General features: G+C 60.9%; 29 protein-coding genes and 1 pseudogene. 20 read left to right on the forward strand and 10 right to left on the reverse strand.

Annotated features, from left to right (window positions below; translation table 11 throughout):
• Position 1: 1 nt before the first annotated feature.
• Complete coding sequence (locus tag B2U07_RS06210) at positions 2–646, reverse strand: YecA family protein (protein WP_275545775.1); 645 nt, start codon at positions 644–646, stop codon at positions 2–4.
• A 497-nt stretch (positions 647–1,143) separates the two neighbouring features.
• Between B2U07_RS06210 and B2U07_RS06215 the strand changes: the two genes are divergently transcribed.
• The 3 genes and pseudogenes from B2U07_RS06215 to B2U07_RS23060 all read left to right on the forward strand — a co-directional run bounded on the left by B2U07_RS06215 (position 1,144) and on the right by B2U07_RS23060 (position 4,467).
• Positions 1,144–3,153: a peptidase U32 family protein gene (locus B2U07_RS06215; RefSeq protein ID WP_275545776.1), complete on the forward strand. Its 2,010-nt coding sequence runs from the start codon at positions 1,144–1,146 to the stop codon at positions 3,151–3,153.
• Between the two features lie 513 nt (positions 3,154–3,666).
• Positions 3,667–4,002, forward strand: a pseudogene (locus tag B2U07_RS23055) (methyl-accepting chemotaxis protein); the annotation flags it as partial.
• Positions 4,003–4,044: 42 nt separating this feature from the next.
• Entirely contained in the window at positions 4,045–4,467 is a 423-nt protein-coding gene (locus tag B2U07_RS23060; RefSeq protein WP_419096327.1) for a CZB domain-containing protein, read from the forward strand.
• Here the strand turns inward: B2U07_RS23060 and B2U07_RS06225 are convergent.
• Entirely contained in the window at positions 4,464–5,777 is a 1,314-nt protein-coding gene (locus B2U07_RS06225) for a PAS domain-containing methyl-accepting chemotaxis protein (RefSeq protein WP_275545778.1), read from the reverse strand. The two genes, B2U07_RS23060 and B2U07_RS06225, sit on opposite strands and share 4 nt — an antisense overlap.
• A gap of 119 nt (positions 5,778–5,896) precedes the next feature.
• Positions 5,897–6,193 carry a putative quinol monooxygenase gene (locus tag B2U07_RS06230; protein WP_275545779.1) on the reverse strand — a complete coding sequence of 99 codons (297 nt, stop codon included), beginning with the start codon at positions 6,191–6,193 and terminating at the stop codon, positions 5,897–5,899.
• A gap of 153 nt (positions 6,194–6,346) precedes the next feature.
• Here B2U07_RS06230 and B2U07_RS06235 point away from each other — a divergent pair, with 153 nt between their 5' ends.
• Positions 6,347–6,934, forward strand: coding sequence for an NAD(P)H-dependent oxidoreductase (locus B2U07_RS06235; RefSeq protein ID WP_275545780.1), 588 nt, complete (start codon positions 6,347–6,349; stop codon positions 6,932–6,934).
• 1 nt (position 6,935) lies between these two features.
• Here B2U07_RS06235 and B2U07_RS06240 read toward each other — a convergent pair whose 3' ends face one another.
• Entirely contained in the window at positions 6,936–7,796 is an 861-nt protein-coding gene (locus B2U07_RS06240; protein ID WP_275545781.1) for a CAP domain-containing protein, read from the reverse strand.
• Between the two features lie 185 nt (positions 7,797–7,981).
• Between B2U07_RS06240 and B2U07_RS06245 the strand changes: the two genes are divergently transcribed.
• Positions 7,982–9,031: a GGDEF domain-containing protein gene (locus B2U07_RS06245; RefSeq protein ID WP_275545782.1), complete on the forward strand. Its 1,050-nt coding sequence runs from the start codon at positions 7,982–7,984 to the stop codon at positions 9,029–9,031.
• Here B2U07_RS06245 and B2U07_RS06250 read toward each other — a convergent pair whose 3' ends face one another.
• A complete protein-coding gene (locus B2U07_RS06250; protein WP_275545783.1) occupies positions 9,032–9,481 on the reverse strand; it encodes a hypothetical protein in 450 nt (149 codons plus the stop codon).
• Between the two features lie 265 nt (positions 9,482–9,746).
• Here B2U07_RS06250 and B2U07_RS06255 point away from each other — a divergent pair, with 265 nt between their 5' ends.
• Entirely contained in the window at positions 9,747–10,028 is a 282-nt protein-coding gene (locus B2U07_RS06255; protein WP_090430990.1) for a peptidylprolyl isomerase, read from the forward strand.
• Between the two features lie 138 nt (positions 10,029–10,166).
• Here B2U07_RS06255 and B2U07_RS06260 read toward each other — a convergent pair whose 3' ends face one another.
• Positions 10,167–11,060, reverse strand: coding sequence for an EamA family transporter (locus B2U07_RS06260; RefSeq protein WP_275546049.1), 894 nt, complete (start codon positions 11,058–11,060; stop codon positions 10,167–10,169).
• Between the two features lie 139 nt (positions 11,061–11,199).
• Between B2U07_RS06260 and B2U07_RS06265 the strand changes: the two genes are divergently transcribed.
• Positions 11,200–11,934 carry a sulfite exporter TauE/SafE family protein gene (locus B2U07_RS06265; RefSeq protein ID WP_275545784.1) on the forward strand — a complete coding sequence of 245 codons (735 nt, stop codon included), beginning with the start codon at positions 11,200–11,202 and terminating at the stop codon, positions 11,932–11,934.
• Between the two features lie 26 nt (positions 11,935–11,960).
• On the opposite strand, the gene B2U07_RS06270 is transcribed toward B2U07_RS06265, so the two are convergent.
• Positions 11,961–13,001, reverse strand: coding sequence for a DUF1176 domain-containing protein (locus tag B2U07_RS06270; RefSeq protein WP_275545785.1), 1,041 nt, complete (start codon positions 12,999–13,001; stop codon positions 11,961–11,963).
• Between the two features lie 237 nt (positions 13,002–13,238).
• Here B2U07_RS06270 and B2U07_RS06275 point away from each other — a divergent pair, with 237 nt between their 5' ends.
• The 5 genes from B2U07_RS06275 to B2U07_RS06295 all read left to right on the forward strand — a co-directional run bounded on the left by B2U07_RS06275 (position 13,239) and on the right by B2U07_RS06295 (position 16,474).
• Positions 13,239–13,940: a YebC/PmpR family DNA-binding transcriptional regulator gene (locus B2U07_RS06275; protein ID WP_275545786.1), complete on the forward strand. Its 702-nt coding sequence runs from the start codon at positions 13,239–13,241 to the stop codon at positions 13,938–13,940.
• 41 nt (positions 13,941–13,981) lie between these two features.
• The gene (locus B2U07_RS06280; RefSeq protein ID WP_275545787.1) at positions 13,982–14,383 is read left to right on the forward strand and encodes an NUDIX hydrolase; all 402 of its coding nucleotides are present in this window, start codon (positions 13,982–13,984) and stop codon (positions 14,381–14,383) included.
• A 98-nt stretch (positions 14,384–14,481) separates the two neighbouring features.
• Positions 14,482–14,811, forward strand: coding sequence for a DUF2025 family protein (locus B2U07_RS06285; protein WP_275545788.1), 330 nt, complete (start codon positions 14,482–14,484; stop codon positions 14,809–14,811).
• Positions 14,812–14,906: 95 nt separating this feature from the next.
• Positions 14,907–15,317 (forward strand): GNAT family N-acetyltransferase, encoded by a 411-nt coding sequence (locus B2U07_RS06290; RefSeq protein ID WP_275545789.1) that lies wholly within the window; start codon positions 14,907–14,909, stop codon positions 15,315–15,317.
• 110 nt (positions 15,318–15,427) lie between these two features.
• A complete protein-coding gene (locus B2U07_RS06295) occupies positions 15,428–16,474 on the forward strand; it encodes a GGDEF domain-containing protein (protein ID WP_275545790.1) in 1,047 nt (348 codons plus the stop codon).
• 2 nt (positions 16,475–16,476) lie between these two features.
• Here B2U07_RS06295 and B2U07_RS06300 read toward each other — a convergent pair whose 3' ends face one another.
• Entirely contained in the window at positions 16,477–16,839 is a 363-nt protein-coding gene (locus B2U07_RS06300) for a hypothetical protein (RefSeq protein ID WP_275545791.1), read from the reverse strand.
• A gap of 545 nt (positions 16,840–17,384) precedes the next feature.
• On the opposite strand from B2U07_RS06300, the gene B2U07_RS06305 reads away from it, so the two are divergent.
• The 8 genes from B2U07_RS06305 (at position 17,385) to B2U07_RS06340 (ending at position 22,360) form a co-directional block, all read left to right on the forward strand.
• On the forward strand, positions 17,385–18,191 hold the full coding sequence (locus B2U07_RS06305; protein ID WP_212739880.1) for a TIGR04255 family protein: 807 nt from the start codon (positions 17,385–17,387) through the stop codon (positions 18,189–18,191).
• Between the two features lie 16 nt (positions 18,192–18,207).
• Positions 18,208–18,945, forward strand: a complete 738-nt coding sequence (locus B2U07_RS06310) for a Cro/Cl family transcriptional regulator (RefSeq protein ID WP_296276379.1) — start codon at positions 18,208–18,210, stop codon at positions 18,943–18,945.
• Between the two features lie 16 nt (positions 18,946–18,961).
• Positions 18,962–19,834 carry a hypothetical protein gene (locus tag B2U07_RS06315; protein ID WP_296276382.1) on the forward strand — a complete coding sequence of 291 codons (873 nt, stop codon included), beginning with the start codon at positions 18,962–18,964 and terminating at the stop codon, positions 19,832–19,834.
• 358 nt (positions 19,835–20,192) lie between these two features.
• Positions 20,193–20,381: a hypothetical protein gene (locus B2U07_RS06320; protein ID WP_185745884.1), complete on the forward strand. Its 189-nt coding sequence runs from the start codon at positions 20,193–20,195 to the stop codon at positions 20,379–20,381.
• Between the two features lie 240 nt (positions 20,382–20,621).
• On the forward strand, positions 20,622–21,173 hold the full coding sequence (locus tag B2U07_RS06325) for a recombinase family protein (protein ID WP_296276385.1): 552 nt from the start codon (positions 20,622–20,624) through the stop codon (positions 21,171–21,173).
• Positions 21,173–21,442, forward strand: a complete 270-nt coding sequence (locus B2U07_RS06330) for a hypothetical protein (RefSeq protein ID WP_296276386.1) — start codon at positions 21,173–21,175, stop codon at positions 21,440–21,442. Before B2U07_RS06325 ends, B2U07_RS06330 begins: the two co-directional genes overlap by 1 nt.
• A 47-nt stretch (positions 21,443–21,489) precedes the next feature.
• Positions 21,490–21,900 (forward strand): hypothetical protein, encoded by a 411-nt coding sequence (locus B2U07_RS06335; protein WP_296276389.1) that lies wholly within the window; start codon positions 21,490–21,492, stop codon positions 21,898–21,900.
• Positions 21,901–21,907: 7 nt separating this feature from the next.
• Positions 21,908–22,360, forward strand: a complete 453-nt coding sequence (locus tag B2U07_RS06340) for an MbcA/ParS/Xre antitoxin family protein (protein ID WP_296276391.1) — start codon at positions 21,908–21,910, stop codon at positions 22,358–22,360.
• A 7-nt stretch (positions 22,361–22,367) separates the two neighbouring features.
• On the opposite strand, the gene B2U07_RS06345 is transcribed toward B2U07_RS06340, so the two are convergent.
• Both B2U07_RS06345 and B2U07_RS06350 read right to left on the reverse strand, forming a co-directional pair.
• On the reverse strand, positions 22,368–24,722 hold the full coding sequence (locus B2U07_RS06345) for an LPD7 domain-containing protein (RefSeq protein WP_296276392.1): 2,355 nt from the start codon (positions 24,720–24,722) through the stop codon (positions 22,368–22,370).
• A 109-nt stretch (positions 24,723–24,831) separates the two neighbouring features.
• Entirely contained in the window at positions 24,832–25,248 is a 417-nt protein-coding gene (locus B2U07_RS06350) for a plasmid mobilization protein (protein ID WP_296276394.1), read from the reverse strand.
• Positions 25,249–25,491: the final 243 nt, after the last annotated feature.

Below are 25,491 nucleotides of genomic sequence, written 5' to 3' on the forward strand. Positions count from 1 at the left end.
GTCAGCGCATGCAGCACTGCTTGTATTTCTTGCCACTGCCACAGGTGCAAGGGTCATTGCGACCCACCTTGGTGTCGTCACGGCGCACCGGCAGCACCGGCTCGAGGTTCTGCTGCCAGTACTCGTAGAGCTCGACAGCAGCCGGCTCGATCAGCGCCGTGCTGACGTCATATTCCGCGTCGGACATGGCCTTGAGCGTCTCGGTGCCGCTTTCGTCGCCGTGCAGGGTGATCAACGCCAGCGCTGCCGCGACCGAGTCGGGTAGCGAGGCTTCCAGCCAGCCGGCTACCGCCGCGCCTCGCAGGTAGCCGGCGCACCATTCGGAAACGATCAGTTTTTCGCCCTTGCCGTTGTCGTCGGCGAGGAAGATCGCCTCGTAGTCGTCCGGCTCTTCGCTGAGCATGTAGGTGGCTTCGCTCATCAGCTCCACCGCCAGCTTCATGAAGCGCTCGCCGTCCTTGTCGCTCGGCCATTGCGGTGGCTGGTCGGCCCAGATCGCCGAATACCAGACGGCCGGCGCGACCTGGCGCGGCGCAGAGACAATGGCGGCGAAATAGCCGTCCAGTTCGCTGGCAGAGAGGATCGAGTCATCGTTGCCGTACTTGAGCAGCCACTGATCGAGCTTCTCCAACCCTCTGTTGTCCATCGCCACGCCTCCCGCTGAAAAAGGGCGCTACTGTCCCACAGTTGGCCGTCGCGAAACAGCCTGACCGCCGGCCCTGCCGGCCTGGAAGCGCCAGAATTTGCAGCCCCAACATACCCGTAGGAGCGAATTTATTCGCGATAGGCTTTAGCTCCATGCCCGCCCATGATCGCGAATAAATTCGCTCCTACATGGGTAATGCTGTTCACTGAGGGCCGCAGGCGCTTGGCTGCCTTCGCCCCGGAGGCCTGATTGCATTCGACCTTTCCAGCCTGCAAAAGGCCTCTTCTGCGCGCAGGACACCGGGACGCATGACCGGTAGGAGCGAATTTATTCGCGAAGGCTTGGGCACACGACGATGATCGCGAATAAATTCGCTCCTTCCCAATAGAGGCCGTTTCCAGGCTTCGTCGCAGGTACGCTCGTCGGGACGGGTGCCGATGCCACGGGCTGCCGCTACAATGCGCAGCTTGCCCGTGCCGCCTGATAAAGAAAGAACCATGTCCTTGCCCAAGAACCACCTGGAACTGCTCAGCCCTGCCCGCGACGTCGAGATCGCCCGCGAGGCCATCCTGCATGGCGCCGACGCCGTCTACATCGGCGGCCCGAGCTTCGGCGCGCGGCACAACGCCTGCAACGAGGTGAGCGATATCGCCAGACTGGTGGAATTCGCCCGCCGCTACCACGCGCGCATCTTCACCACCATCAATACCATCCTGCATGACGACGAGCTGGAGCCGGCGCGCGCGCTGATCCATCAACTCTACGATGCCGGCGTGGACGCGTTGATCGTGCAAGACCTGGGTGTGCTGGACCTGGACATTCCGCCCATCGAGCTGCACGCCAGTACCCAGACCGATATCCGCACCCTGGGCCGCGCCAAGTTTCTCGACCAGGCTGGCTTCTCCCAACTGGTGCTGGCCCGCGAGCTGAACCTGCAGGAAATCCGTGCCATCGCCGATGAAACCGATGCCGCCATCGAATTCTTCATCCACGGCGCGCTGTGCGTGGCCTTCTCCGGGCAGTGCAACATCTCTCACGCGCAGACCGGGCGCAGCGCCAACCGCGGCGACTGCTCTCAGGCCTGCCGCCTGCCCTACACACTCAAGGATGAAAAAGGCGGCGTGATCGCCTTCGAGAAACACCTGCTGTCGATGAAGGACAACAACCAGAGCGCCAACCTGCGCGCCCTGGTCGAGGCGGGTGTGCGCTCGTTCAAGATCGAGGGCCGCTACAAGGATGTGGCCTACGTGAAGAACATCACCGCTCACTACCGCCGCGAACTCGACGCGATTCTCGAAGACCGCCCGTATCTCGCCCGCGCCTCCAGCGGCCGCACCGCGCACTTCTTCGTGCCAGATCCGGACAAGACCTTCCACCGCGGCAGCACCGACTACTTCGTCACCGAGCGCAAGGTGGACATCGGCGCCTTCGACTCGCCGACCTTTACCGGGCTCGCTGTCGGCCACGTCGAAAAGGTGGGCAAGCGCGACCTGATCGCCGTCACCCATGAACCGCTGTCCAACGGCGACGGCCTCAACGTGCTGGTCAAGCGCGAAGTCGTCGGTTTCCGCGCCAATATCGCTGAGTTGAAAGGTGAGTTCGAAGAGGATGGCGAGAAGCGCTACCGCTATCGCGTTGAACCCAACGAGATGCCCGAAGGCCTGTTCCGCCTGCGCCCGAATCACCCGCTCTCGCGCAACCTCGACCATAACTGGCAACAGGCGCTGCAGAAAACCTCGGCAGAACGACGCATCGGCGTGAGCTGGAAGGCCGAGTTGCGTGAAGACGCCCTCAAGCTCACCGCCACAAGCGAAGAAGGCATCAGCGTCGACGTCGCCCTGCCCGGCCCGTTCGGCGTGGCCAACAAGCCGGAACAGGCGCTCGACGGCCTGCGCGACCTGCTCACCCAGCTCGGCACCACCATCTACCACGCCCAAGGCGTCACCCTGGATGCACCGCAGGCGTTCTTCGTGCCTAACTCGCAGCTGAAAAGCCTGCGCCGCGAGGCCATCGAGGCGCTGACCGAAGCCCGCGTCGCGGCCCACCCGCGCGGCCGCCGCAAGGCCGAGAGCAACCCGCCGCCGGTGTACCCCGAGTCGCACCTGTCGTTCCTGGCCAACGTGTACAACCACAAGGCCCGCGAGTTCTACCACCGCCACGGCGTACAACTGATCGACGCTGCTTACGAGGCCCACGAAGAAGAAGGCGAGGTGCCAGTGATGATCACCAAGCACTGCCTGCGTTTTTCCTTCAACCTGTGCCCCAAGCAGGCCAAGGGCGTGACCGGCGTGCGCACCAAGGTGGCGCCGATGCAACTGGTACACGGCGACGAAGTGCTGACCCTGAAGTTCGATTGCAAACCGTGCGAGATGCACGTGATCGGCAAGATGAAGGGCCACATCCTCGACCTACCGCAGCCAGGCAGCGCCGCCACCCAGGTGGTCGGTCATATAAGCCCGGACGACCTGCTCAAGACCATTCGCCAGAAGCCGGGCTACAGTCATTGACACCTTGCCGGCCTGGCGACAGGCCGGTGCTACATCAGGTCATTAACACCACGACATGTCAGTTTGACATCAAGTCATAGTGACTTCGCAACGCTAAGCCGTTGATTTTCAAGAAGCCAGGTGCTGGCACGAAACCTGAAATGTCCTCCGTGACCTCTTCCTTTCGTGCCGGATACCGCCATGTTTTTCGTCAGCGCCAAACGCCATCGCAGCCTCGAAGCCGACCATCAGGCCCTACTCGCTCGCCTCACCGCCAGTGAGCAGGAAACCCAACATCTGCGCAGCGCATTGCAGGCCAGCCAGGAAGACACCCGGCTGCAGAGCGACCTGAGCTTCTACCAGGGGCTGGCGGGTAATCTGCTCAAGTTCGGCCTATCCATCGAGCATGTTGGCGACTCCTTCAGTTATCTCAATGCGCGTCTCGATGAGAACAATCGCCGCGCCCAGGACGTGGCCAATGCCGCGATTCAGAACAAACTCAAGTTCGGCCAGTTGCAAGAGGAGTCGCAACGCATGGAGGACGGCCTGGCCAGCCTGAATCAGCGCATATCGGAACTGGTCAAGCGCGCCAGTGAAATCGACCGCATCGTCGGCCTTATCGGCAGTATCGCCAGCCAGACCAACCTGCTGGCACTCAATGCCGCCATTGAGGCGGCGCGCGCAGGGGAATCCGGTCGCGGCTTCGCCGTGGTCGCTGGTGAAATCCGCGATCTGGCGGAGAAGACAGCCAGCGCTACTCAGGACATCGTTCGCGAGACGGCAGATATCCAGAGCGTGATCCATGCCGCCCAGCAGGAAATTCAGCAACACGCCGGCAGCGCCGGTCATTTCCAAGCCATGACCACCGAAGCCAGCGGCGCCATGCTTAACGTTCACGGCCAGGCGCAGCGCATGCACCATGAGATCAGCCAGTCGTTCTTCCGCTCCGGCATCGAGCTGGCCAACCTCGCCGAGCTGTCGCTCAAGGCCTCGGTCTACCAGGCGATTCTCAACGGCAAGGGCAATGCCCGCGACCTGCCCAGCGAAGAGCAGTGCCTGTTCGGGCGCTGGTACTACGGCGAAGGCAACGCGGCGCTGCAGGGCAACCGCGAGTTCCGCCAGATCGAACATCCGCACGAGCTGGTTCACCAGTGCGGCGCGCAGGCCATCACTGCCTTCGCCGAAGGTCGGCTGCAAGAGACGTTGGACAACCTGGCCACCATGGAGGACGCCAACGTCGAGGTGATGCGTATCGTCAGGAAGGTGCTCGACGAGCACGACAAGGGCCTGACGACGCCAGTGGAGCGCCCGCGTCTGCGGGCTGTACCGGCCTAATGCAACTGCCGGGCGAATCGCTCCACTGCGCCGAGAACCTGCTTGGCGCCCTGGCGAATTTCGACGATCACGTCGCCCGCCTGGTTGGCCAGGGCCAACCCGGTTTCGGCCTGGGCGCGACTGCTGGCCATATCGCGCACGGCGGCATCCACCAGCCGCTGGTTGTCCTGCACGACTCCGACGATCTCCTCGGTGGCCTTGCTGGTGCGGCTGGCCAACTGACGCACCTCATCAGCCACCACGGCGAAGCCGCGTCCCTGCTCGCCCGCCCGCGCAGCCTCGATGGCGGCATTGAGCGCCAGCAGGTTGGTCTGCTGGGCGATGCCGCCGATGGTCTGCACCATGGTGCTGATCAGCACTGATTGCTTGCCGAGGGCTTCGATCCCTTCGGATGCCGACGTCATCTCCTGGGCGATACGCTGCATGGTCTGCACCGTCTCGGTCACCACCTGGGCGCCCTGCTGCGCGGTGGTATCGGTGCGCTGAGAGATGCCGTAGGCGGTGTCGGCGGCATCGTTGACCTCCTCCTCGCGGTTGACCTGCTCGGTGATCACGGTGGCGAACTTGACCACCTTGTACAGGCGGTTCTGCGTGTCGTGCACCGGGTTGTAGGTGGCCTCCAGCCAGACGGCCCGACCGTGGCTATCCACCCGTTTGAAACGCCCGGCGACGAACTCGCCACGGTTGAGCCGCTCCCAGAAGTGGGCGTACTCGCTGGACGACGCCTCCTGCGGCTCACAGAAGATCCGGTGATGCTGGCCCTTGATCCGTTCCAGGCTGTAGCCCATGGCATCGAGAAATTGCTGGTTGGCGGTGAGCACCTGGCCTTGAAGATCGAATTCGATCACCGCGGTGGAGCGCAGCAGCGCGTTGATAAAGTCTTCGTTCTCACGCGCCTTGTTCATGCTCTCGGTCACCTCGCTGCCGATGCACTGGATCTGCCGCACAACGCCGCGCTCGTCGGCCAGCGGCATCCACGAGGCCTGCACCCACACCAGCGCACCATCGCTCCGCAGGAAACGATAACGATCGCTGACCGACTCACCCAAGCTGATCGCGGTGCTGAGGTTCTTGAAGCATGGTAGATCCTTGACGTAAGCCGGCACGATGTCGCTGAGCGGGCGACCTTTCAGCTGCTCAGGTGCATAGCCGACGAAACGGGCGAACTTGTCGTTCAGGTCGACGATCCGCCTCTCGGGATCGATCGACACCATGATCTTCTGCGCCCGGATGCCTTCGTAGAGCTGCTTGTACAACGACAGCTCGGCCTCTTTCTCCTGCAGCTCCTTCTTCAATCGATTAGCGAACATGCGCCTTCTCCAAGCAGTCGTTCTCCAGATGGTCGACTGTCCCCGGCGTCAAGCCAGGCCAGCTTCAGCGCAAGCATAGAAGGCGGACGGTGAAAGGCGCCAGCGTAGGCGCAGCTGGATCAACCCGCCGGGCTGAGCATGACGATTTCGCGAATCTCGAAATCGTGGCGCAGGTAGTCCATGCGTTTGTCATGAAACTCACGCATGTGTGGCAGGGCCGTGTGCTCCGCCAGTGCCTCCCGCGATGCCCACACCTCGTAGAAGATGAACAGTGTCGGATCAAGCGCATCGCGCAGCATGTGATATTCGACGCAGCCAGGCTCAGCGCGGCTGGGTTCGATGTAGGCGCGAAACAGTTGCTCGAAGGCCTCGGCCTGCTCGGGCCTGGTATGAGCGTGGAGGATGAAGGCGTGCATGACGAAGGTCTCGTGAGAATGAAGATGCTTCACCTTAACGCAGGATTGAAATTAACTTTCATGACTTTCAGTCAACAATAATTTGAGCGTTCCGGGGTGTTTCGCCCGCGTGGGGCTCGTTAACCTGCCGCCACATTTTTTGGAGAACCCCCGATGAAAAAGATCCTCCTGCTCAACGGCGGCAAAGCCTTCGCCCATTCCGACGGCCAGTACAACGCCACGCTGCACGATGCTGCCGTGGCCTTCCTCGACCGCGCCGGTTTCGACATCAAGACCACCTTCATCGATGGCGGCTACGACGTCGAGGATGAAGTGCAGAAAATCCTCTGGGCCGACGTGGTGATCTACCAGATGCCCGGCTGGTGGATGGGCGCCCCATGGACGGTGAAGAAGTACCTTGATGAGGTGTTCACCGCCGGCCACGGCAGCCTCTACGCCAATGACGGCCGTACGCGCTCCGATGCGTCGCAGAAGTACGGCAGCGGCGGGCTGATCCAGGGTAAGCAATACATGCTGTCGCTGACCTGGAACGCGCCGCTGCAGGCCTTCGAAGACCCCAGCGATTTTTTCGAGGGCAAGGGCGTGGACGCGGTGTACTTCCCCTTCCACAAGGCCAACGAGTTCCTCGGCATGAGCGGCCTGCCCACGTTCCTGTGCAACGACGTGATGAAGGTGCCGAACGTCGAGCGCGATGTGGAGCGCTACGAGCAGCACCTGGCCAAGGTGTTCGGCGTCAACTGAGTCATTGCCCGCCGAACAATGCCGTCCAGTAGATGCCGGCATCGCTCTGCGGGTCATTGGCGTAGGCAGCGCCCAGCTCGCTGAACGCCGGGTTCATGATGTTGGCGCAGTGCCCGGGGCTGGCCAGCCAGCCCTCGACCACCTTGGCGGTGGTATCCAGCGCGGCGGCGATATTCTCACCCACCGTGGTGCCGCCGTAGCCCGCCAATTCGGCCCGATCACCCGGTGTCAGGCCGTCCCGGCCCTGATGGGCGAAGAAGTTGCCATTGGCCATGGCCCGGCTGTGGCTCTCGGCAGCGCTGCCCAGTTCAGCACTCCATACCAGCGGCGCCGTCGCGGCGAATGCCTGGTCGCCGCACTGGCGCGCCTCGGCACGGGCGGAATTGACCAGCAGCAGCAGCCCTTCCCCCTCGGTCTGCCAGGTTTGCAAGCGCCCGCTGAGTAGCGGCCTTGCCAGCACGATGCGCCAGTCACGATCCTCCTGGCTGACGCCGATATCAATGAACTGCGGGTCGAGCAGCACGCGGCAGAAGCTCTCGCTCAATGCCTGCATCGCCGCTTGCGCATTGCGTGGGCCGGAGAGGGTGATGGCCTGGACGTTGACCAGCGGATAGCCGGAGGCACTTAGCGAATCCTGCAGGTCCGCGGTGCCATTGGCGGGCAGTATCAGGCGCGGGTCGTTGGTCAACGGCGGCAACGGTTCGGAGGCCTGCACGCCACAACGCTGCACTTCGCTGCGATAGGTATTGATCGTCTCGATCAGCGCCAGATCCTCGCTGGCCTGAACCGAGCCCAGTCCCCCCATCAACAGCAGCGCCAGCAGGCAGCGCCGCCATCCCCGTTTGTCCATTGTTGTTGTCATACAGCCCTCTCCCAACTAACGTCGTGATTCTGACGTATTTCCCGGCGCACCATCATTACCGGTTTCCTCGTCCCTTCGAATGCCTGCGAACACTGGACTCACCAGGCTCGGCAGGGTTCCTGCATGACGCCGTTTGCCGCCATCGCACCACTGTCGCAATTGCCTCATTCCGCCCGAGAACACCGATGCCTGGTTACGCTGCCAAGAACGAACAACACCGACGCCTGGTCCTCAAAGCCTTGCTATGGATCACCTTGAGCGGCGGTTTGTTCTTCTCCGTGGTCAATCTGCTGCACGATAACTGGCTGCTGGCGGGACTGGAGATCGGCTACGCCGCTGTATCACTGTATCTGCTGACCATCCTCGACCGAACCCGCCACCTGCAGCTATTGACCGCGGTTTACCTGCTGCCGTTCTTCAGCATCATGATCCTGGCGCTGGCTCAGACCCACACCACCTTCGCGGTGTTCGCCTGGATTCAGTCGATTCCGATCATCTGCTACCTGCTTCTGGGGTTGCGCCTGGGCATGTACGGCTCGGTGCTGTTCGTCGGCGTCGGCCTGTTCGTCTTCACTCGGCGATTCTCTTCCGAGGGTCTGCTGCAGAACGTGGAGATCATCGCCAACCTCGGCCTGGCCAGCCTGGCGGTGATGATTTTCGCCCACATCTACGAGCGCAGCCGCATTCTCAACGAAAGGCGTCTGACCGAGCAGGCCACCACCGACGCCCTGACCGGCCTGGCGAACCGGCTGAAACTGGCCGAGGTGTTCGAACGTGAGCGCGCCCATGCGTTGCGCAATGGCACACCGCTTTCGCTGGTGTTTCTCGATATCGATCACTTCAAGCAGATCAACGACCGCTTCGGCCACGAGGTCGGCGACCGTGCCCTGGCCCACTTCGCCACGGTGCTGGCGCAACGGCTACGCATCAACGATCTGTTCTGTCGCCTGGGCGGTGAGGAATTTGCCGTGCTGCTGCCCGGCAGCACGGCGGGCCAGGCTCGCGATATAGCCGAGAACCTGCGCGAGCGCCTGGCAGCCGAGCCGTTGATGAACGACGGCATCGCCCTGGCCATGACGTTGAGCGCCGGCGTGGCGAGCTTCAAGGTGGACGGGCAGTCCCTCGACGAGCTGATGCTGGCGGCTGACAGGCGTACCTACGCCGCCAAACGTGCCGGACGTAACCGGGTCATCACCGGCGAAGACATGGGCGACAGCGAACCGGTACCGGGCTGATCAGGCGTAGACGCTGAGCCCGCCCTTTTCCTGCAGCCACTGGCGGTAGGTTTCCAGCGAGTCGGTCTGCTTGTCGCCATTGTGCCCGGCGATGCGCACGCTGCCGTCCAGGCCGGCGTCGACCATCTTCTGCACCTGCTGCAGCAGCTTGGCGGCATCGTCGCGATCGAGTTGCGTCACATCCGGCAACTGAATCACCGAGGGCGCCGCCGCCTGATTGTCGGCACTGCTCTGCACGGCATTGGCGGGCGTCGCCGCGCCGCCATTCATCGCACGCAGCAGCCCACCCTCACTACGCGCGACCACCTGCTTGGCGAAACGCCGCAGATCGGCCAGCGGATCCTGGCTGGCCTGGCTGTCGGTTTCGCCACTGGCGGTGCTGGAACGATTGTTTGCCTGGCTGCCGTAGTAGCTGAGCATGGCAGGTATGCTGTTGTTGATGCTGGTCATATGGCCTCCCGCCAAAAGCATTCGCTACAGGCAAAGCAGGTTTCGGGCCAGCCGCTGCCGGCCTTTGACCACGGGCTCGGCGCATGCCTTAGCGGCAGCGACTTGCCACCGCAAGGCAAGGTTTTTCCGGTGCACGGAGCCCTCATGCCGCCAGCGGCGCAGCCGGCGGCCAATGAAAGGCTGAACGTCGAGCGAACGGCTTTCCGTTTGCTTGGCAAGGCGATTGCGCTAGGCTCTGCACCTCTATCGATAGGAGGTACTCCCCATGGCCCGCGCCACTGCCCGCCACATCCTGGTTGCCAGCGAAGACAAGTGCAACGAACTGAAAGCCGCCATCGAGGGCGGTGCCGACTTCGCCCAACTGGCCCGAGACAACTCCACCTGCCCGTCCGGCCGCAGCGGCGGCGACCTGGGCTCCTTTGGCCCGGGCCAGATGGTCAAGGAATTCGACACCGTGGTCTTCAGCGCGCCGGTCGGCGTGGTGCAAGGCCCGGTCAAGACCCAGTTCGGCTATCACCTGCTGGAAGTCACCAGCCGCCAGGACTGATCGCGTCCCCGGCCCGAAGAATGGCTGCTGCCACTCTTCGGGCACCTCTGCTGAAAACAGCGCACCTCGTTACGCCTCAAGCGCCTGCACGTAAGATCCGGCAGCGTCTGGATCAGACCTCGAACTTCCCTACCTGCGTCAAACAGCGCCCGGCGCGCGCTGGCGCCAGTTGTCGAGCAAGCGTCCGCCCCAGACGTTGATCAGCAGCCCGGCCATCACCAGCCCCGCGCCGACCATCTGCAGCCCCGCAAGGCGTTCGCCCAGCAACGATGCCGAAGAGCTGATGCCCACCACCGGCACCAGCAGCGAGAACGGCGCCACCTGGCTGGCCGGGTAGCGCGACAGCAGGCGGCTCCACAGGCCATAGCCGAGAATGGTCGCGCCGAATGCCAGGTAGGCCAGCACCAGCAGCGAATCCAGGCCAAGCGTGAGCAGCGACTGGCTGATCAACTCAGACCCCTCCAGCCACAGCGACAGCGCCAGGAACGGTAGCGGCGGAACCAAACTGCCCCAGACCACCAGGCCGACCAGATTGACCTTGCCCAACTTGCGCGTCACTACGTTGCCCAGCGCCCACATCGACGCCGCCGCGATGGTCAGGGCAAAACCGGCCAGGGTCATCGCCTGCCCACCCTGCAAACCGATCAACACCAGGCCGCTGGCCGCCACCAGCAAACCGAACAGGTTGCTGCCGCGCAGCCGCTCGCCGAGAAACAGAGCGGCGAAGAACAGGGTAAAGAACGCCTGCGACTGCAGCACCAGCGACGCCAGGCCCGCCGGCATGCCGACGTACATGGCATAGAACAGGAAGGCGAACTGCCCCAGCGAGATGGTCATGCCGTAGGCCAACATCCAGCGCAGTGGCACCTGCGGCCGGCGCACGAAGAGAATCGCCGGGAAGGCTGCGAGCAGAAAACGCAGGGCGCCCATCAGCATCGGCGGCATGCCGTGCAGACCGACCTTGATCACCACGAAGTTCAGCCCCCAGACGACGATTACCAGCAGCGCCAGCAGCAGATCCTTGGGTGTCATGAGCATGAGCCTCGCCTTGATTGAGCAGGCATTAGAGCAGCCTCGCCCCGAGCCAGACAGACACAGAGGCCACGGAAAAAAGCCACACAGCCGCGCGCGGCTGCTAACCTGCGCGCTTCAGCGCCGTTACGTCACGCCCATGACCCTGCACGATTTCCTTCTGTTCGCCCTGCCGGCGGTGTTTCTCACCGGCCTGTCCAAGGGCGGTTTCGGCGGCGCCCTGGGCGGCATCGCCGTGCCGCTGCTGGCATTGGCAACCTCGCCGAAACAGGCCGTGGCGGTGATGCTGCCGATTCTCTGCCTGGCCGACGTGGTCGGGCTGAAGGCTTACTGGGGCAAGTGGGATACGGCCAACCTCAAGGTCATGCTGCCGGGCGCCGTGATCGGTATCGGCATCGGCTCGCTGACCTTTGGCTTCTTCGACGAACGTGCCATTGGCCTGCTGATCGGCACCATCGCCATCGTCTTCGTCGGCCTCGGTCTGCTAGCGAGCAACCAGGCGCCACGACCGCTGCGCGCCGGCCGTGGCACCTTGTTGTCGAGCCTGGCCGGCTTCACCAGTTTCGTTGCCCATGCTGGCGGGCCGCCGGTAATGATGCATCTGTTGCCGCAGCAGTTGGACAAGGTGCGCTTCGTCGCCACCATCAACCTGTTCTTTCTGCTGACCAACGCCGCCAAACTGTTCCCTTACGCCGCGCTGGGCCAGTTCACCCAGGAGAACCTGCTGCTCAGCCTGATGCTCGCGCCCATCGTGCCGCTAGGGGTATGGAGTGGGCTGTGGCTGCAGTCACGGGTCAACCACTTGTGGTTCTACCGCATTGCGCGGCTGGGCATCCTGCTGGCTGGCGTGCAACTGATCTGGCGCTACCTGTAGCGCGTCCTGCCGGGAACCGTACGGGATCAGGGTTCGACCACGCGCCACAACTCGGGCCACTCGCCCGGATTACGCGCCGCACAGCGGCCGAGAAAACTGAGCGAGGCCAGCTGAAAACGCTCGCCATCGAAGCGCCAGCTGCCCGATTCACCACAATCGGCAATCCCTCGCCCCTTGTACAGGTAGCCCAGCTCGCCGGTGTCGGGGTTGTAACTCACCCAACCGGACAACGCGCCAAGGTCCAGCGGCGGCGTCTCGAGCTGCAGATCGAGCTCGGCATAAGGCGCCTGGCGACCGACGCGATACACCGCAAAATCGCAGTTGTAGGCGGCGCACCAGGTTCGGATGATGACCAGCGCCTCCTGGTCGTTGAGCGCAAAAGCCTCGGCCTCCGGCTCGCTGCTCATATCCTCTTCGAACCACTGGCTGCGGGTCGCGGCCATTACGTGCTCAGCGATATCACGCTGCTCCACTTCGCTCATCGGCGTGACACCGGGGTAGGCGCGCAGACGCGGCGCCAATGGCGCAGCGGGCACCTCGCTATCGGGTCGTGAGCCGGGACGATAGAGGGCACTGCGGCTGTCCACCCGCCCCTGCACAGCATCCATCAGCAGCAAGGCAGCGGAAAGACCACTGAGCGAAACCACCGCCTCGTACTCGCGCTCACCTTCCATGCGCAATTGCACGCCATTGCGCAGCTCGGTCAGCACTGCCTGAGCATCGGCGCCTTCGGCCACCAACGTGGTTTCACCCTGAATTTCTATCGGCTGCAGGCGACCTGCAGTAGACAAGGCCCGACCGTCGAGCCGCAGCGGTGCATAGCCGCCTTGCTCGGCATCGTGCAACGACAGTCGTAGCTGCGCCTGGGCGCCTGGAGAGCGCTCGAGCTGGAGGCTCAAGGGCTGGTAATCGAAACTCTCCGGCGCACTCAACGCCTGGCATCCGCGCAGGTTGTCGCAGGCGACGACCCAATCCTTGATTTCCCGGTACAGCGGCACCTGCTCGGGAGCGGCTTGGGCGATTCCCGCAGCCAGCAGCAGAGCGGTAAGCAAGACCCAACGCGACATGAACAACTCCTTTTGACGATTGCGCAGGGGCGTCATGTTCCTTCGCCCGAGCGAGCCAGGCAAGCGACGTCGCAGCCCCGCAGTTGGTGTGATTCGCCGGTCGCCAGCAAGGGTGCTCGCACCATCGGGAAATTGCAGGTGCCGATAACCGCGCAAGGCACTAGAATCCGCAGCCTATCCGATCGTCACGCGCAGATTCGCGCGACGCCGTCTCACCTATCGGCCAGGAGACCCCAGATGGGCGCCCAGTGGAAAGCTAAACCCAAAGAAGCCGCCGCCAATGCCCGAGGCAAGATCTTCGGCAAGCTGGTGAAGGAAATCATGCTCGCCGCGCGTAACGGCGCCGATCCGGACATGAACCCCAAGCTGCGCCTGGCTGTGCACCAGGCCAAGAAAGCCTCGATGCCCAAGGACACGCTGGATCGCGCCATCAAGAAAGGCGCCGGCCTGTCCGGTGAGGTGGTCAACTACGAGCGTACCCAGTACGAAGGCTTCGCCCCGCACCAAGTGCCGGTGATCGTCGAGTGCCTGACCGATAACGTCAACCGCACCGTCGCCGAGATTCGCGTGCTGTTCCGCAAGGGCCAGCTCGGCGCTTCCGGCTCGGTGAGCTGGGACTTCGACCACGTTGGTCTGATCGAAGCCAGCACCGAAGAAGGCGCGGACCCGGAACTGGCCGCCATCGAAGCCGGCGCTCAAGACTTCGTGCCCGATGACGAAGGCTCGACGCTGTTCATCACCGACCCGACCGACCTCGACACCGTATGCAAGGCGCTTCCGGAGCAGGGCTTCACCGTCAACTCGGCCAAGCTCGGCTACCGCCCGAAGAACCCGGTAACCAGCCTGACGCCGGAACAGATGGAAGAAGTCGAGGCCTTCCTCGAGGCCATCGACGGCCATGACGACGTGCAGAATGTCTACGTCGGCCTTGCTGGCTGAGGCCCGCCGGGCGCCCTGATCGGGCGCCCGCTGCTTATCCCATGAAAAACACCCTAGATATCGCCGCCGCCTGCCTGTTCGACGAACGAGGCCGCCTGCTGCTCGTGCGCAAGCGCAATACCGGTTTCTTCATGCTGCCTGGCGGCAAGCGCGAGCCGGGCGAAGATGCACTGGCTGCGCTCAAGCGTGAACTGTTCGAGGAGCTCGAACTGCAACTGGACAGCGCAGCGTTGCAACCACTCGGCCAGTTCCACGCCCCCGCCGCCAACGAAGCCGATACCTGGGTGCAGGCCGACATCTATCGCGCCGCCCTGCCCCATGCGGTACAAGCCGCCGCTGAGCTGGAAGAACTGCGCTGGCTCGATACTGCCCTGCCCCTGCCCGATGACTTGGCGCCGCTGCTTCGCGAGCAGGTATTGCCGGCCCTGCAACGGCTTCCTTGATCCACGGCAACGCACAGCCAGCGGTTCAGGCGTTAGGCTGCGCCGATAAACAGAACCATTCGCCTTGCCTGCAAACCCCATAGGAAACGAGGTTTGCCATGAGTATCACGTCCGCCCAGATCTGCCAGGCCGCCGACCAGCTGCAGGGTTTCGTTGGCTTCAACGCCAAGACCGGCCAGTACCTGCTGCGTTTTTCCGAAGACAGCTTCGGCCTCGACGTACCTGCCGAAACCATCACTCCGACCTGCGAGTACGTCTGGCACGCCGACGAAGGCGAGCTGATGCGCCTGGATCGCCAGCGCCTGGCCTGGCTGCAGGACCAGCGTATCGATGACCGGGTGAATCTCAGCGAACCGCTACGCGTCTACCTGCGTCGCGCCGACCTGCCGGAGATCCGCGCCGAACGCCGCCGTCTGGCGCCAGCCTGAATCATTGACAGGGAGCGCCGTGTACAGCGAACCGCGGTGCACCCTTACCCGCCTGATTCTGCTTAAATGGCCCATCGCCCGCTTCCCCTGTGCCGATGAGCCCATTCCGCTACCGCCAATTGCCGCCCCTGCTGCGCCCCCTGGTCGACAAGTTCTACCGCGGCCATCGCTCGCCGATGCGCAGCCAGGCGGGCGACCAGATCTGGGTCGCCGAACATGCAGGTGACATTGTCGCGGCCCTCAGCATGCGAGCCGTGACAGGTGGACAGTGGCTCACCGGGCTGTTCGTCGCCCCTGCACTGCGTCGCCAGGGCGTGGCCGCGGCCTTGCTCGATCACGTCCTGGCAGAGCATCCGGAAGCGGTCTGGCTGTTCTGCCATCCCGACCTGCAGGGTTTCTATCAGTGGCGAGGTTTCGCACCCGGCCAGCCTCTTCCCGCCGAACTAGCCGAACGACTGGCCCGCTACCAGCGCAGCAAGTCACTGGTATCGCTGCGCGCCCATTAAAGGCAGTCTGTCGCCTGGGGCAAAAATACTGGCACTTTGCTCCGGAATGCCCCTTGCCATCGGCGGTCAAAGCTTTGCATGCTTATTCCATAACAACGAAAAGAAACGCTATGGCTACCCAGACCGCACGTTTGCTGAAACGCCTGCGCAACGATTTCCAGCTGTCGATCATCACCCTGATGGGACTGTTCGGCGTCATCGGCATTTCGCCCTATGCCGTTTACCGCCTGCTCCACGGCAATTATTTGGTTGGCATCGCCGACACGATTATCGTTCTCTCCACGCTGTTCGCCGTGCGCTATGCCTGGGTCACCCGCGACACCGTCAAACCTGGGCTCTACCTGGCCGCAGTGTTCTCGGTCGGCGCCACACTGATCGCCATCAACCTGGGGGTCAACGGCCTGTTCTGGATCTACCCGCTGATCCTCTTCAACTTCTTCATGGTCTCGCCCGGCAAGGCCTTGCTGGCCACCGCACTGGTGCTGATCAGCCTGGTCAGCCACGCTCTGCTGGTACCCGGCAGCGTGTTCGAGAGCAACTACCAGATGGTCTCGTTCCTGGTCACCTGCATGATGGCCAGCGTGCTCAGCTTCATCTTCGCCTTCCGCACGCGTACCCAGCGCGACCAACTGCAAATGCTGGCGATCCATGATCCGCTCACCGGCGCGCGTAACCGTCGGGCGATGAACGAAGAATTGAAAATCGCCGTGGCCAGCCATCGCCGTCACAGCGACAGCTATGGGTTACTGGTGATAGACCTTGACCACTTCAAGCAGATCAACGACCGCTTCGGCCATCAGGTCGGCGACCAGGTGCTGGTGGCTTTCGTCGGGCTGATCAAGCGCTACTGCCGCAAGGAAGATCGCCTGTTCCGCTTCGGTGGCGAGGAGTTCCTGCTATTGCTGCCCAGCACCGATGCAGAAGGCCTGCGCGTCGCGGCGCAGAACCTGCTGAGCAAGGTCGCCAGTGAGCTGCAAAGCCCGGGCGGCGCGGTGACCGTCTCTATAGGCGGCGCGATCCTGCATGGTGGCGAGCATTGGGAAAGCTGGCTGCAGCGCGGCGACGAATGCCTGTACCGGGCCAAGAGCGAGGGGCGCAACCGCGCAGTGATCTCTGACGCGCCGGACAACGCACATAGAACGGCCGCCCGTCATTGAGATCAGCGGCTACGTTGCAGCTGGTAACTGCCGCTGCCAGGTTGACGCTCGATGATCAGCCCGCCGGGATACTCGGTGCTCTGCCGAATCCCGCCGCGCGTCTCGATGGACTGACTGCCATAACGGCTTTCCTGACGCACGCTGCCCCGCGGTAGACGCTGGCCGCCGTAGAGATTGTGCTGCTGATAACTCGACGAGCCCGAAACGCTGCCGCTGGCACCGGGGCTGACGTAACTCTTGGGAATGACCCGGATGGTCTGCGGCTGATCGGCGAAAGCGGCACTGGCCAACACTGCAGTCAGGATCAATACAAGCGAACGAATGAGCATGAGCAACTCCCACTGAGTCAGGGTCAGACTGCGCATGCCTGACACCCGAAAACCATCATCACACCGGGTTGGACAACAGTTCGAGAGAATTTTCAGCGTGAAACGACAAGGGGTCAGCCGAGGCAGACCCTTTGATTTTTATGGTGCGGAGATAGGAGTCGAATCTAGCCATCCAAAGCCAGAAAAAATATAAGCCTAAGTGCATCGCACAATCTCAAAGGGAACTCAAATAGGTACTCACCCCTTTATCCGCCCCAATAGCACGATAAGCCATCGCAACCACCAAAACCGACAAACTTGCTACCAGCGCTAGCCTTAATTTACCCGCCCCACGCCCCCATTTCGCAATGCGAAATGCCCCTAACCACCTCGCATCTCGAAACACGGCAGACATTGGGCTCCCTCGACCTCCAGCGGGCACCTAGCCCCCCCCCCCCTGATTCCGCGACCACCAGCAGGCATTGACCCACCCGCCCCAGCCTTGAAGCCGAGAGGCCATTTGGCGAAGCCACGCCTCAAATTGCGAACCTGTAAAGCAATGTGTAAACTGTCAATCAAAGTGTCAAGCATGGACGAGTGCAATGGGCAATAAACTTAAGAACCCACCGGTCTTCTTCACGATAGGCCAAGTGCAGCACAACCCCGTGCTCTCGCTGGACTCCTATATCCCGCAGATCCAGGAGCGCATGCGAAAAGCCGGCTACCCTGGCTTCACAAAATCGACCCAGATGCAGCTCTCCCTCCAAAGCGCATCAGATGGAGCGGACGACAAAGCACCCACCCCCACAATCCAGAAACTGGATCGTTTTGTTTTCTCCAACCTCAATGACACCAACGCCTTTCTCCTACAGCCAAACTCAATCACCTTTGAAACCACGACCTACGTCGACTTCAAGGAGTTTTACGAGCAGCTGGAGCTAGGACTGAGCATTCTTGACGAGGCAATTGGCGGACTCAGCTTTGTTGAGCGCTTGGGGTTACGCTACCTCGACGCCGTAGCACCACAAGAAGGGGAGGATCTCAGCCAATACCTCATCCCCCAGGTACTAGGACTGCCCGCTCAAATGAAGGAGTCAGCATTCAGCCACTCCTTCTCTGAAGCCGTTCTACTTGCCGACGGGATCGGCCAGGTTGTAGCCCGCACCGTTATCCAAAATGGTCGACTGGCCTTCCCCCCAGACATCGACCCCGAACGCCTGAAGATACAAGAGCGCTTCGAGTCGATCTCCGGCATACACGCCCTCATCGACACCGACGGCTTCTCTGTCGAGCGGCGCCCCTACAACAAAGCTGAAGTACTAACCAGGATGGACGAGCTACACGAACTCATCGGCAGGTGCTTCCGCGCAACGACCACCGATTTCGCACGCACAGCCTGGGATACCTGAAGGGAGTCTCAAATTCATGCATATCGCACACTCAAACCGAGCAACCCCCCAGCTAGCAAATAGCTTTCTGACATCTCAGCGCCTTGAGTACCGCGTAACGCACGAAAAGCGCGGAGTAACGACCGCCACAGCACTCCCCCATCAAGAAGAGCGCACCAAAGGAACAGCCTCTCGCTTCATTCGAGGCTGCGGCAGCGTAGCGCTTGCCCTACTGGTCGGCACCGGCGGAGTGGCCACCCCGAATTACGTCGCCGCAAGGGAGGACAAGGGATATCGCCTGCTTGATATCAAGTACTCCGAGCGAAAAGACACAGATACCCAGCGCGCCAAGCCACGCACCTCCGCTGAAAACCTTGCCTTTGTGCGCAACACACTTAAGCCTCCAGTCACCGAACTGGCGTCCTTCTTCGGCGTTTCGCGCCAGGCCATCTACAACTGGCAGGCCGGAGAACCAATTTCCGCGCATAACGAAGCCCTACTACAGCAACTCGCAGATGCCACCACCCTACTGCACCGAGAGAACCTTACCGGAAGCTCCAGCCTGATCAAAAGGCGGCTGCCCGGCGGACAAACACTCCTTGAGCAGATGCAAGGTGGGGAACCAGGCGAATCTGTCGCCAAGGCACTCATAGCAATGTTCCAAACAGAAAACCAACAACACTCAAGAGTAGCCCACCGCCTCAGAGGGAGATCAGCCATCACCCCCATCGACCCGAGCGACGCAGGCACTCCCCACCTTAACGAGCAGGCATAGAGGATGAAGTAGCCGAATGGGTAGCTGGAGCAGAGATACACCCTGGCGACAAGGGCACCTTCTTCGACCGGAAACGATTAGAGAGCTGGAGCTCGCCCCAGACCTCCCACCGGAGAAGGTTGCCGCAGTCATCGCCTCTCACGATTGCGACCTCGCCCAGCTACCCGATGGCGAGCCCTTTGTAGAGGTGGTGCTCGGCACCTTTCTGGATGGAGCACCCAACGGCAACTACACCAATTGCAAGAACCTCCGCCGCCTTCACGTAGGATTCTCCGCAACCGGCGAAGAGGCCTACGTCGAAATCGACACCAATAGGCGAGCCCTCATCCCCAAGGATGCAGCCGACAATCCCAGGCACGGACTAAGCGAGCACTTACCCAACGCCTCGCACAAGATGACACCCAAAGAGCACAGCGTGCTTCAGAGATGGCTAGCAGCCAGGTATCGGAGAGCGGCCTTCCCAGACGAGTTTGATCGGCGCCTTAAGGAAGAAACCAAGATCGCCGAGAAGCTGGCCAAGGCATTCAAAGACACTGGCAACCATATCGCCGCAGTGTTCTTTGATGTCGACGGCGGCACCGAGAATGCGCGGAACGGTGCCAACGACCCCTACGAACTCGTAGTTACGCTGCTTTATGCAACAGATACCGACCCCGCCGCCGCCCAGATCGCAGCCACCAAGACAGCAGAGGCCATCCAGTCGATTTTTGAGGCGCGCTGCAGAATCAAGAAAGACGGCAACGACATCTGGACCTGGATCGAGCTAGTCGAGATCGAGGTTATTTCAGACGAAGCCCTGTCATACGCCCAATCGCAACTACTCAAGAAATGGCAAGCCGACCACATCAGCCTGCGCACCGAGCCAGAGCAGCCAATTTTTGAAATTTAAATGCAGTAACCGAGACAAGAAGGAAGGCACCCAACCCGTAAGCGCCTGAAAAAATTGAAATTCCGCTCATACGCCTATTGACGGTAGACATAACGTATGAGAATATGAAATTTGCTGGACTAGTGTCTTAGACAGCAAAAAGCCCACAACCCTTGATTCTAAGGGAAGTGAGCTAAGAGCCGTGCATCAAAGGTTTTGCAGAACCAGAGAGCACATTTAACTAAACCAACCTTGGAGGTCAGGTTTTTTCAATCGCGGGATCACATTCTACGGATATCAATTATCCCTGACAAGCCTGCTTGACCGGCGGTCATTCGACCCAAGGTGCCTCCGAGGTATCTCTAATGGAGAACTTCGTATGAGTACTATGATCTGCAGGCCATTCATCACCCTTCGCAATGGTCGTCGCCTGTACGCCCATGAGGTAGGTAAAACTGCCTTCTGCTTTGAGGTTGATGAAGTGAAGCCAGCAAAACCACAAGGCCCCCTTGAGGTTCAGCTGGAGCTCGATGAACTTGAGGAGCCGGGCACGCCCCAACTCCACTAATCACACCGAGCACTTCACAGCGCCTCAACCCTATCGGAGGGGGCTTCGCCCCCTCCATCTTTTTCCTCTCTACCACACTAGACCACTTCAGCTGCCGTGAGGCCGCCGTCTCCAAAACGGTTGTTTTGCGGACACTACTATCCCAACCCAGCTAGGCCGATAATGCCGGCCCGCTATTGCTTTTAACCCGTCTTTAAATCAAAGTGCGTAAACCCTATTCATCGACGAGAAAGCGGACGCATGAAGATTGGTTATGCGCGGGTATCGCGAGACGACCAGCAGCTCGACCTCCAGCATGACGCACTGACCGCTGCCGGGTGCGAGCGGATATTCAGCGACAAGATGAGTGGGGCAAAAGCATCTCGTCCAGGGCTTGATGAGGCACTGGCGTTTATTCGACCTGGTGATGTGCTGGTTGTCTGGCGACTTGATCGCCTTGGTCGCTCGATGTCGGAGCTGCTGAGGCTCACTGCTGAGCTCGAAGCGAACGGCGTAGGCCTGGAGAGCCTGAAAGAAAAGATCGACACCACCAGCGCAGCCGGTCGGTTGGTTTTTCATGTGTTCGCTGCACTGGCAGAGTTTGAGCGGAACCTGATTCGTGAGCGCACCTTCGCTGGTCTAGATGCTGCTCGTGCCCGAGGCCGGCAAGGTGGCCGGCCTGGAGTGGCACCGGAAACCATCGCCGCAATCCAAGCCCTGGCCGGGGATCACAGCCGATCACCTGCCGAGATATGCAAGGCACTCAATATCAGCCGCAGCACCCTCTACAAGTACCGGCAGGGCAGCAAGTGATGATCGAAGCACAACTCCAAGCTCTCTACCTGGCTGCGCTGCTGCTGTTGGTCGATTGCATCTGCTGCTTCATTGCTGCCTATCGGAAGAATCCCACGCTGGGTGCCGTCGCAGGAGGAGGGACTGCCGGCGCGCTCGCACTTGTCCTGCTTACCAGGATGGTGCCATTTCCTATGGCCGCGCTCGCCAGCATCGTCGTTGGTAGCGTGGTTGCCTGGATGAAAGTAAAGGCTCTCTCCCCAGTCGAGGTGACGCATGAAGAGTTGTGATCATGCCGCTAAGGCCATCCACTTCAAGCTCTGAAAGCGAGGGATTCATGCGGAATCAACAGCGTACCTATGCCGGCTGCCCTGTTCTCACCAGCGCTGATCAGGTTGCCCAGTACCTGGAGCACGGGGCTGTTCCTGGCGATGTGGAGTATCTGGCGGTTCCACCGGGCAAGGTGGTTCGGCGGCGAGGGTTCTGGCTGAGTCCAGGCTATCGAGCACACCGCACCGCAGTGCTGTTCCTGGTGAGCACGGACGTGTACGCGATGAACACGGACGACTTTGCAGGGCTGCGGGATCAGATTTACTGCTACCGGAGCCCCAAGACCAACACGGTCTACCTGGGCCGCGTCGAGAGCGGCGCAGAGCACCGGCTCTTCACGCCATTGCTCGAAGATGAGTCGTTCGACATCGTGGCCACGGGGCTCATCTATGTCGGTCGTGTCATTTCTGCACTCTGAGGTGGCCATGTACGCAAAGGCATTTGTTGACGACTATCAGCCACGCTTGGCTGGGCTGCTGGGCCTGCCTGATGACGCGACTGATCTGGATGTCCACGCATACATCAAGCAGGGCATCCCGCTCGACCAGGCCGCAAGCCTGCAGAAACAGATGGCGATTGATTTTGAGGCCATCGGTGGCATCAATCTGATCGCCAGACTGGCATGCAAGCAGGTCTCATCGGCAGCCCTTTCAGGCCAACGCCTGTCAGCCGATGAGAGCGACCGCCTTCTCCGTGTCTTGCATGTTCTGGTGGTTGGCGAGTCGCTGTTCGGTGATCGCGCCAAGGCACTTCACTGGCTTTCGACTCCGAAGGAGCGGTTCGGTGGCAGCTCGCCAATCGAGATGCTGAACACTCACATTGGCGCAGGCCTGGTTGAAGAGCTGCTGGTACAGCTGGCTGACGGTCTGGTCTTGTAGCGCCCCGTCAGCGTAGTCGGGGCGGCTCCGCTGATGGGGATGGCACAGCTGTGTGACCATCACCTTGCCACAGCCCAGTGCCCGGCTCTTCTTCGTTACCTCGGCCAAGCACGCCTTCGTACACTTCACCGGCATACTCGGCCTCGATCTCTTGTTCAGTCTTCGGCGTGATTGGCATTACCTTGGGCACCTGAGCCATCTGGCTTGATGCTCCCCGAAGTCGCTCCAGCTCGGTGGCTAGAGCTGGGTCTTTGAACTCAACACGCAGACCCGTGCGGAGCACTACGCCAAGCACCGCGGCTTTGAACTCAGGTGAGCCATGCACGTCCAGCGCCGGGCCGAACTTTTGCAACGCAAGCCGTAGGCCAGTTTCAACCGCCTCAAGCGCCAAATCGACCACCTCAACCTCTCGTCCAGTGTCTACGAGTATCGGCTTCGTTCTCTCGCTATCGGCGTAGTAAGTCACGTTGCCACGCTGATCTACTCGATAGGAAACAGATGGCAAAATCACTGGAATAGACGGGTTGAGCTCGCGCTCAGCGCCCAATCGATTGCCTGATGCAAGTGGTTTGGCAAACCGAGTCTGACGCCGCAGCTCTGCCAGTGCACTGGCATTGCCATCTTCTTCGGTAAGCACTACCAGGAAGAGCTTGTAGCCATTCTGTCCTGGCTTAGGGTGCTTCTCTCGCAGCGACAGCCGCTCCTGGGCAATTTCACGATACAGCTTCGCGCTATCCATAGCCTTGCGCATGCTGGCCAGCGAGTAGGCGGCTTTGCGCTCACTTGGAGTCTTGTTCACATCGGCTTTGATGCTTGCTCGATCCGCTAGGTAGTCCGCCTTTATCTGAGCTCTACGCCTAGCCTCTGAGGCTTTTTGTGCGGCCCAGTCTTGCTGCTTCGCTTCGTCTCTCGCCGGCCAGGTGCGGCGATAGGCCTCCCAAAAGTGAGTGCGGATCTCGTCTCGTGGTTGCCCTGAAACATTTGCCCTCTGCGCCGCGTAGACATGGCGCAATATTGACTCTGCTTCGGGCCAAGACAGATGCAGCTCCTTGGTAAGAAAGTCAGCTACGTTCAAGTTTCTGCTGCCGCACTGGATGCGGTCGCCACCATCCAGTCCTTCCTTCACCAGGTACTTCTCAGGCATTACACCGTGAGTTTGGCTGAGATGCGCGAGTAGTAGGTTCGCACTCAGGTTGAGCTTGATTGCCTTGTGATCCTCCGAGGTGGCAAGCCGATCCTCGTAGATTTCCGCCCTATGCTCCACCAGCAACTGCTCCACGATGTTTTCTGGCTCAGCACGGAGTGAATCATCTTCTGCGGCTGACGCTGGTTCTCCCATGTGCCAGGCGCTCTCATTAACTCGATGGCCATCAAGCAGGGTATCGTCCTGGCCCGCATCTAGGGCGTACTCGCTGTCGTGCTTCATGTAGAAGCGAGCTTGCAGCTGATCGAGGATCGTCAGCTGTTCCTCAGTATTCTCTTTACGGGCCTTGCGGTACCGCTCATAGAAATTGCGGCTGCCGCTATTGATGTACTTGAGCTCTCGCGCTCTGACTTCGTGCCACTCTTTAAGGAGGCTGTTGATCTCATCAGGGGACGGACGGGGACTCGTTGGCTCAACATACTCCGCCGCCTCAACTGCTAAACGTGCTGCCGCAGCTGCCAGATACCTTTTCTTCTCTTCGATTGGCAGCGCCACAAATGCCGGACTGAAGACGTAATCCTTCAGGTTGATCCCCTTCGTCGAGCCATCGGGCTTCACGTTCAGGTAAGCGCTTGGCTTGCCCTCATTCCGCACCCGCACAGCTCCGAACGTCTCAACGAGCTCTTTGAAGCGGGCGTGATCCACAATGTCATTCTCGATCAAAGCATCAAGCAGCTTCTGCTTCAGCTCGCTGCCAATACCCTGGAAATGGTCGCCCTTAGTCCGAGCGAGCAAGGTGCTCTCATCGGTGAACTCGACCCGGCGGTGATCCTTCGGGCTGGCCAGCCCGTACTTGGCATTGATGTGTTCCTGCCACGCATCGATGAACTTAGTCTGATGATCGATCTTGCCTAGTGGGTTCAGGTGCTTCTGGCTGAGAAGGTTCAGCTCGGGAATCACGATGTGAATGTGCGGCTTGCGGATGACTCTGAAGCCGGTCTTGAGGTTGGTGTATGACTTGATCCTAGGGAGGTGAGCTTCAGCGTAGAAGCTGTATTCATCCGCACGGAATGCGGCCATGCAGAACTGCTGGAACTCATCTGTGATCGCCTGGAGTGTCTCCAGTGGCAGCTCATCCTCTCGGAATGAAAGGGTGATATGCAGATATTTCTCACCACGATTGGACATCGCGTTGACGATGCTTTCCGAGAGAGCCATGTTCCCTGCAAGCACGACTCGGTTGTCCAGCTCGGCACGACTGTACTTCCGTCCTGCCTTCCTACCATCACGTAGGTAAGCGAACACGCCAGCACTACCGCCTCGAATCCTAGTCAACATCCGAGATGCCCTTGGCCATGAGCTCAGAAATGCTGTTCAGCTTTTCGAGCAGCCGCCCGAAGGTCTGGGCATCGAGCGTGCCGCGCTTTCGTGCCTGGTGCGTAGACCACGCCAGTTGGTTGATGTTGTTGCTCGCCTTGTTGAAGTAAAAAATCAGCTGGAGCTTATCCGCGCTGGCAGGCTTCTTCGCAACGACAGACGTTTTATTGCCCAGCACGCAGGAACGGAAAAACTCGCTCCTGGTTTGGCCAGATGCCTTCACTTTCGCCAGCCATTTCGCATGGTCGCTCGCCGTCAGGCGCAGCGAAACAACCTTCTCAAGCGGATCGATCCGCTCTACCTCATCGTCTCCCTTCTGCCGCGTCTTCGGCGCACTCGGAGAGAGGGTCTCTTTCTTTCCGGCCATTAGGTCTCCCGGTCATGCGGCATGGGCTGGAGGCTGGGGTTTCAAAGGGGGCACCCCTTTGGCACGGGATATGTGACTGCGCGTAGCGCAGGTAAACATATCCGTCGTGCCTGCGAACTTCGTTCGCAGCTATTCGATGCTAAGTTCGAGATAAATAGTTGTCTAGATGCGGTGCTGCGCACCGGGAATGGGTGTAAGCAAACAAATAAGCACGTCACCAATAATTAAGTGGCAATGAATGCC

The organism is Pseudomonas sp. UBA7530 (assembly GCF_002479365.1).
GTDB lineage: Bacteria > Pseudomonadota > Gammaproteobacteria > Pseudomonadales > Pseudomonadaceae > Aquipseudomonas.

What these genes read in the sequence shown, in the direction of transcription:
- B2U07_RS06210 (WP_275545775.1), bottom strand. Translation starts at nt 646, where the DNA reads ATGGACAACAGAGGGTTGGAGAAGCTCGATCAGTGGCTGCTCAAGTAC.
- B2U07_RS06215 (WP_275545776.1), top strand. Translation starts at nt 1,144, where the DNA reads ATGTCCTTGCCCAAGAACCACCTGGAACTGCTCAGCCCTGCCCGCGAC.
- B2U07_RS23060 (WP_419096327.1), top strand. Translation starts at nt 4,045, where the DNA reads ATGCACCATGAGATCAGCCAGTCGTTCTTCCGCTCCGGCATCGAGCTG.
- B2U07_RS06225 (WP_275545778.1), bottom strand. Translation starts at nt 5,777, where the DNA reads ATGTTCGCTAATCGATTGAAGAAGGAGCTGCAGGAGAAAGAGGCCGAG.
- B2U07_RS06230 (WP_275545779.1), bottom strand. Translation starts at nt 6,193, where the DNA reads ATGCACGCCTTCATCCTCCACGCTCATACCAGGCCCGAGCAGGCCGAG.
- B2U07_RS06235 (WP_275545780.1), top strand. Translation starts at nt 6,347, where the DNA reads ATGAAAAAGATCCTCCTGCTCAACGGCGGCAAAGCCTTCGCCCATTCC.
- B2U07_RS06240 (WP_275545781.1), bottom strand. Translation starts at nt 7,796, where the DNA reads ATGACAACAACAATGGACAAACGGGGATGGCGGCGCTGCCTGCTGGCG.
- B2U07_RS06245 (WP_275545782.1), top strand. Translation starts at nt 7,982, where the DNA reads ATGCCTGGTTACGCTGCCAAGAACGAACAACACCGACGCCTGGTCCTC.
- B2U07_RS06250 (WP_275545783.1), bottom strand. Translation starts at nt 9,481, where the DNA reads ATGACCAGCATCAACAACAGCATACCTGCCATGCTCAGCTACTACGGC.
- B2U07_RS06255 (WP_090430990.1), top strand. Translation starts at nt 9,747, where the DNA reads ATGGCCCGCGCCACTGCCCGCCACATCCTGGTTGCCAGCGAAGACAAG.
- B2U07_RS06260 (WP_275546049.1), bottom strand. Translation starts at nt 11,060, where the DNA reads ATGACACCCAAGGATCTGCTGCTGGCGCTGCTGGTAATCGTCGTCTGG.
- B2U07_RS06265 (WP_275545784.1), top strand. Translation starts at nt 11,200, where the DNA reads ATGACCCTGCACGATTTCCTTCTGTTCGCCCTGCCGGCGGTGTTTCTC.
- B2U07_RS06270 (WP_275545785.1), bottom strand. Translation starts at nt 13,001, where the DNA reads ATGTCGCGTTGGGTCTTGCTTACCGCTCTGCTGCTGGCTGCGGGAATC.
- B2U07_RS06275 (WP_275545786.1), top strand. Translation starts at nt 13,239, where the DNA reads ATGGGCGCCCAGTGGAAAGCTAAACCCAAAGAAGCCGCCGCCAATGCC.
- B2U07_RS06280 (WP_275545787.1), top strand. Translation starts at nt 13,982, where the DNA reads ATGAAAAACACCCTAGATATCGCCGCCGCCTGCCTGTTCGACGAACGA.
- B2U07_RS06285 (WP_275545788.1), top strand. Translation starts at nt 14,482, where the DNA reads ATGAGTATCACGTCCGCCCAGATCTGCCAGGCCGCCGACCAGCTGCAG.
- B2U07_RS06290 (WP_275545789.1), top strand. Translation starts at nt 14,907, where the DNA reads ATGAGCCCATTCCGCTACCGCCAATTGCCGCCCCTGCTGCGCCCCCTG.
- B2U07_RS06295 (WP_275545790.1), top strand. Translation starts at nt 15,428, where the DNA reads ATGGCTACCCAGACCGCACGTTTGCTGAAACGCCTGCGCAACGATTTC.
- B2U07_RS06300 (WP_275545791.1), bottom strand. Translation starts at nt 16,839, where the DNA reads ATGCGCAGTCTGACCCTGACTCAGTGGGAGTTGCTCATGCTCATTCGT.
- B2U07_RS06305 (WP_212739880.1), top strand. Translation starts at nt 17,385, where the DNA reads ATGGGCAATAAACTTAAGAACCCACCGGTCTTCTTCACGATAGGCCAA.
- B2U07_RS06310 (WP_296276379.1), top strand. Translation starts at nt 18,208, where the DNA reads ATGCATATCGCACACTCAAACCGAGCAACCCCCCAGCTAGCAAATAGC.
- B2U07_RS06315 (WP_296276382.1), top strand. Translation starts at nt 18,962, where the DNA reads ATGGGTAGCTGGAGCAGAGATACACCCTGGCGACAAGGGCACCTTCTT.
- B2U07_RS06320 (WP_185745884.1), top strand. Translation starts at nt 20,193, where the DNA reads ATGAGTACTATGATCTGCAGGCCATTCATCACCCTTCGCAATGGTCGT.
- B2U07_RS06325 (WP_296276385.1), top strand. Translation starts at nt 20,622, where the DNA reads ATGAAGATTGGTTATGCGCGGGTATCGCGAGACGACCAGCAGCTCGAC.
- B2U07_RS06330 (WP_296276386.1), top strand. Translation starts at nt 21,173, where the DNA reads ATGATCGAAGCACAACTCCAAGCTCTCTACCTGGCTGCGCTGCTGCTG.
- B2U07_RS06335 (WP_296276389.1), top strand. Translation starts at nt 21,490, where the DNA reads ATGCGGAATCAACAGCGTACCTATGCCGGCTGCCCTGTTCTCACCAGC.
- B2U07_RS06340 (WP_296276391.1), top strand. Translation starts at nt 21,908, where the DNA reads ATGTACGCAAAGGCATTTGTTGACGACTATCAGCCACGCTTGGCTGGG.
- B2U07_RS06345 (WP_296276392.1), bottom strand. Translation starts at nt 24,722, where the DNA reads ATGGCTCTCTCGGAAAGCATCGTCAACGCGATGTCCAATCGTGGTGAG.
- B2U07_RS06350 (WP_296276394.1), bottom strand. Translation starts at nt 25,248, where the DNA reads ATGGCCGGAAAGAAAGAGACCCTCTCTCCGAGTGCGCCGAAGACGCGG.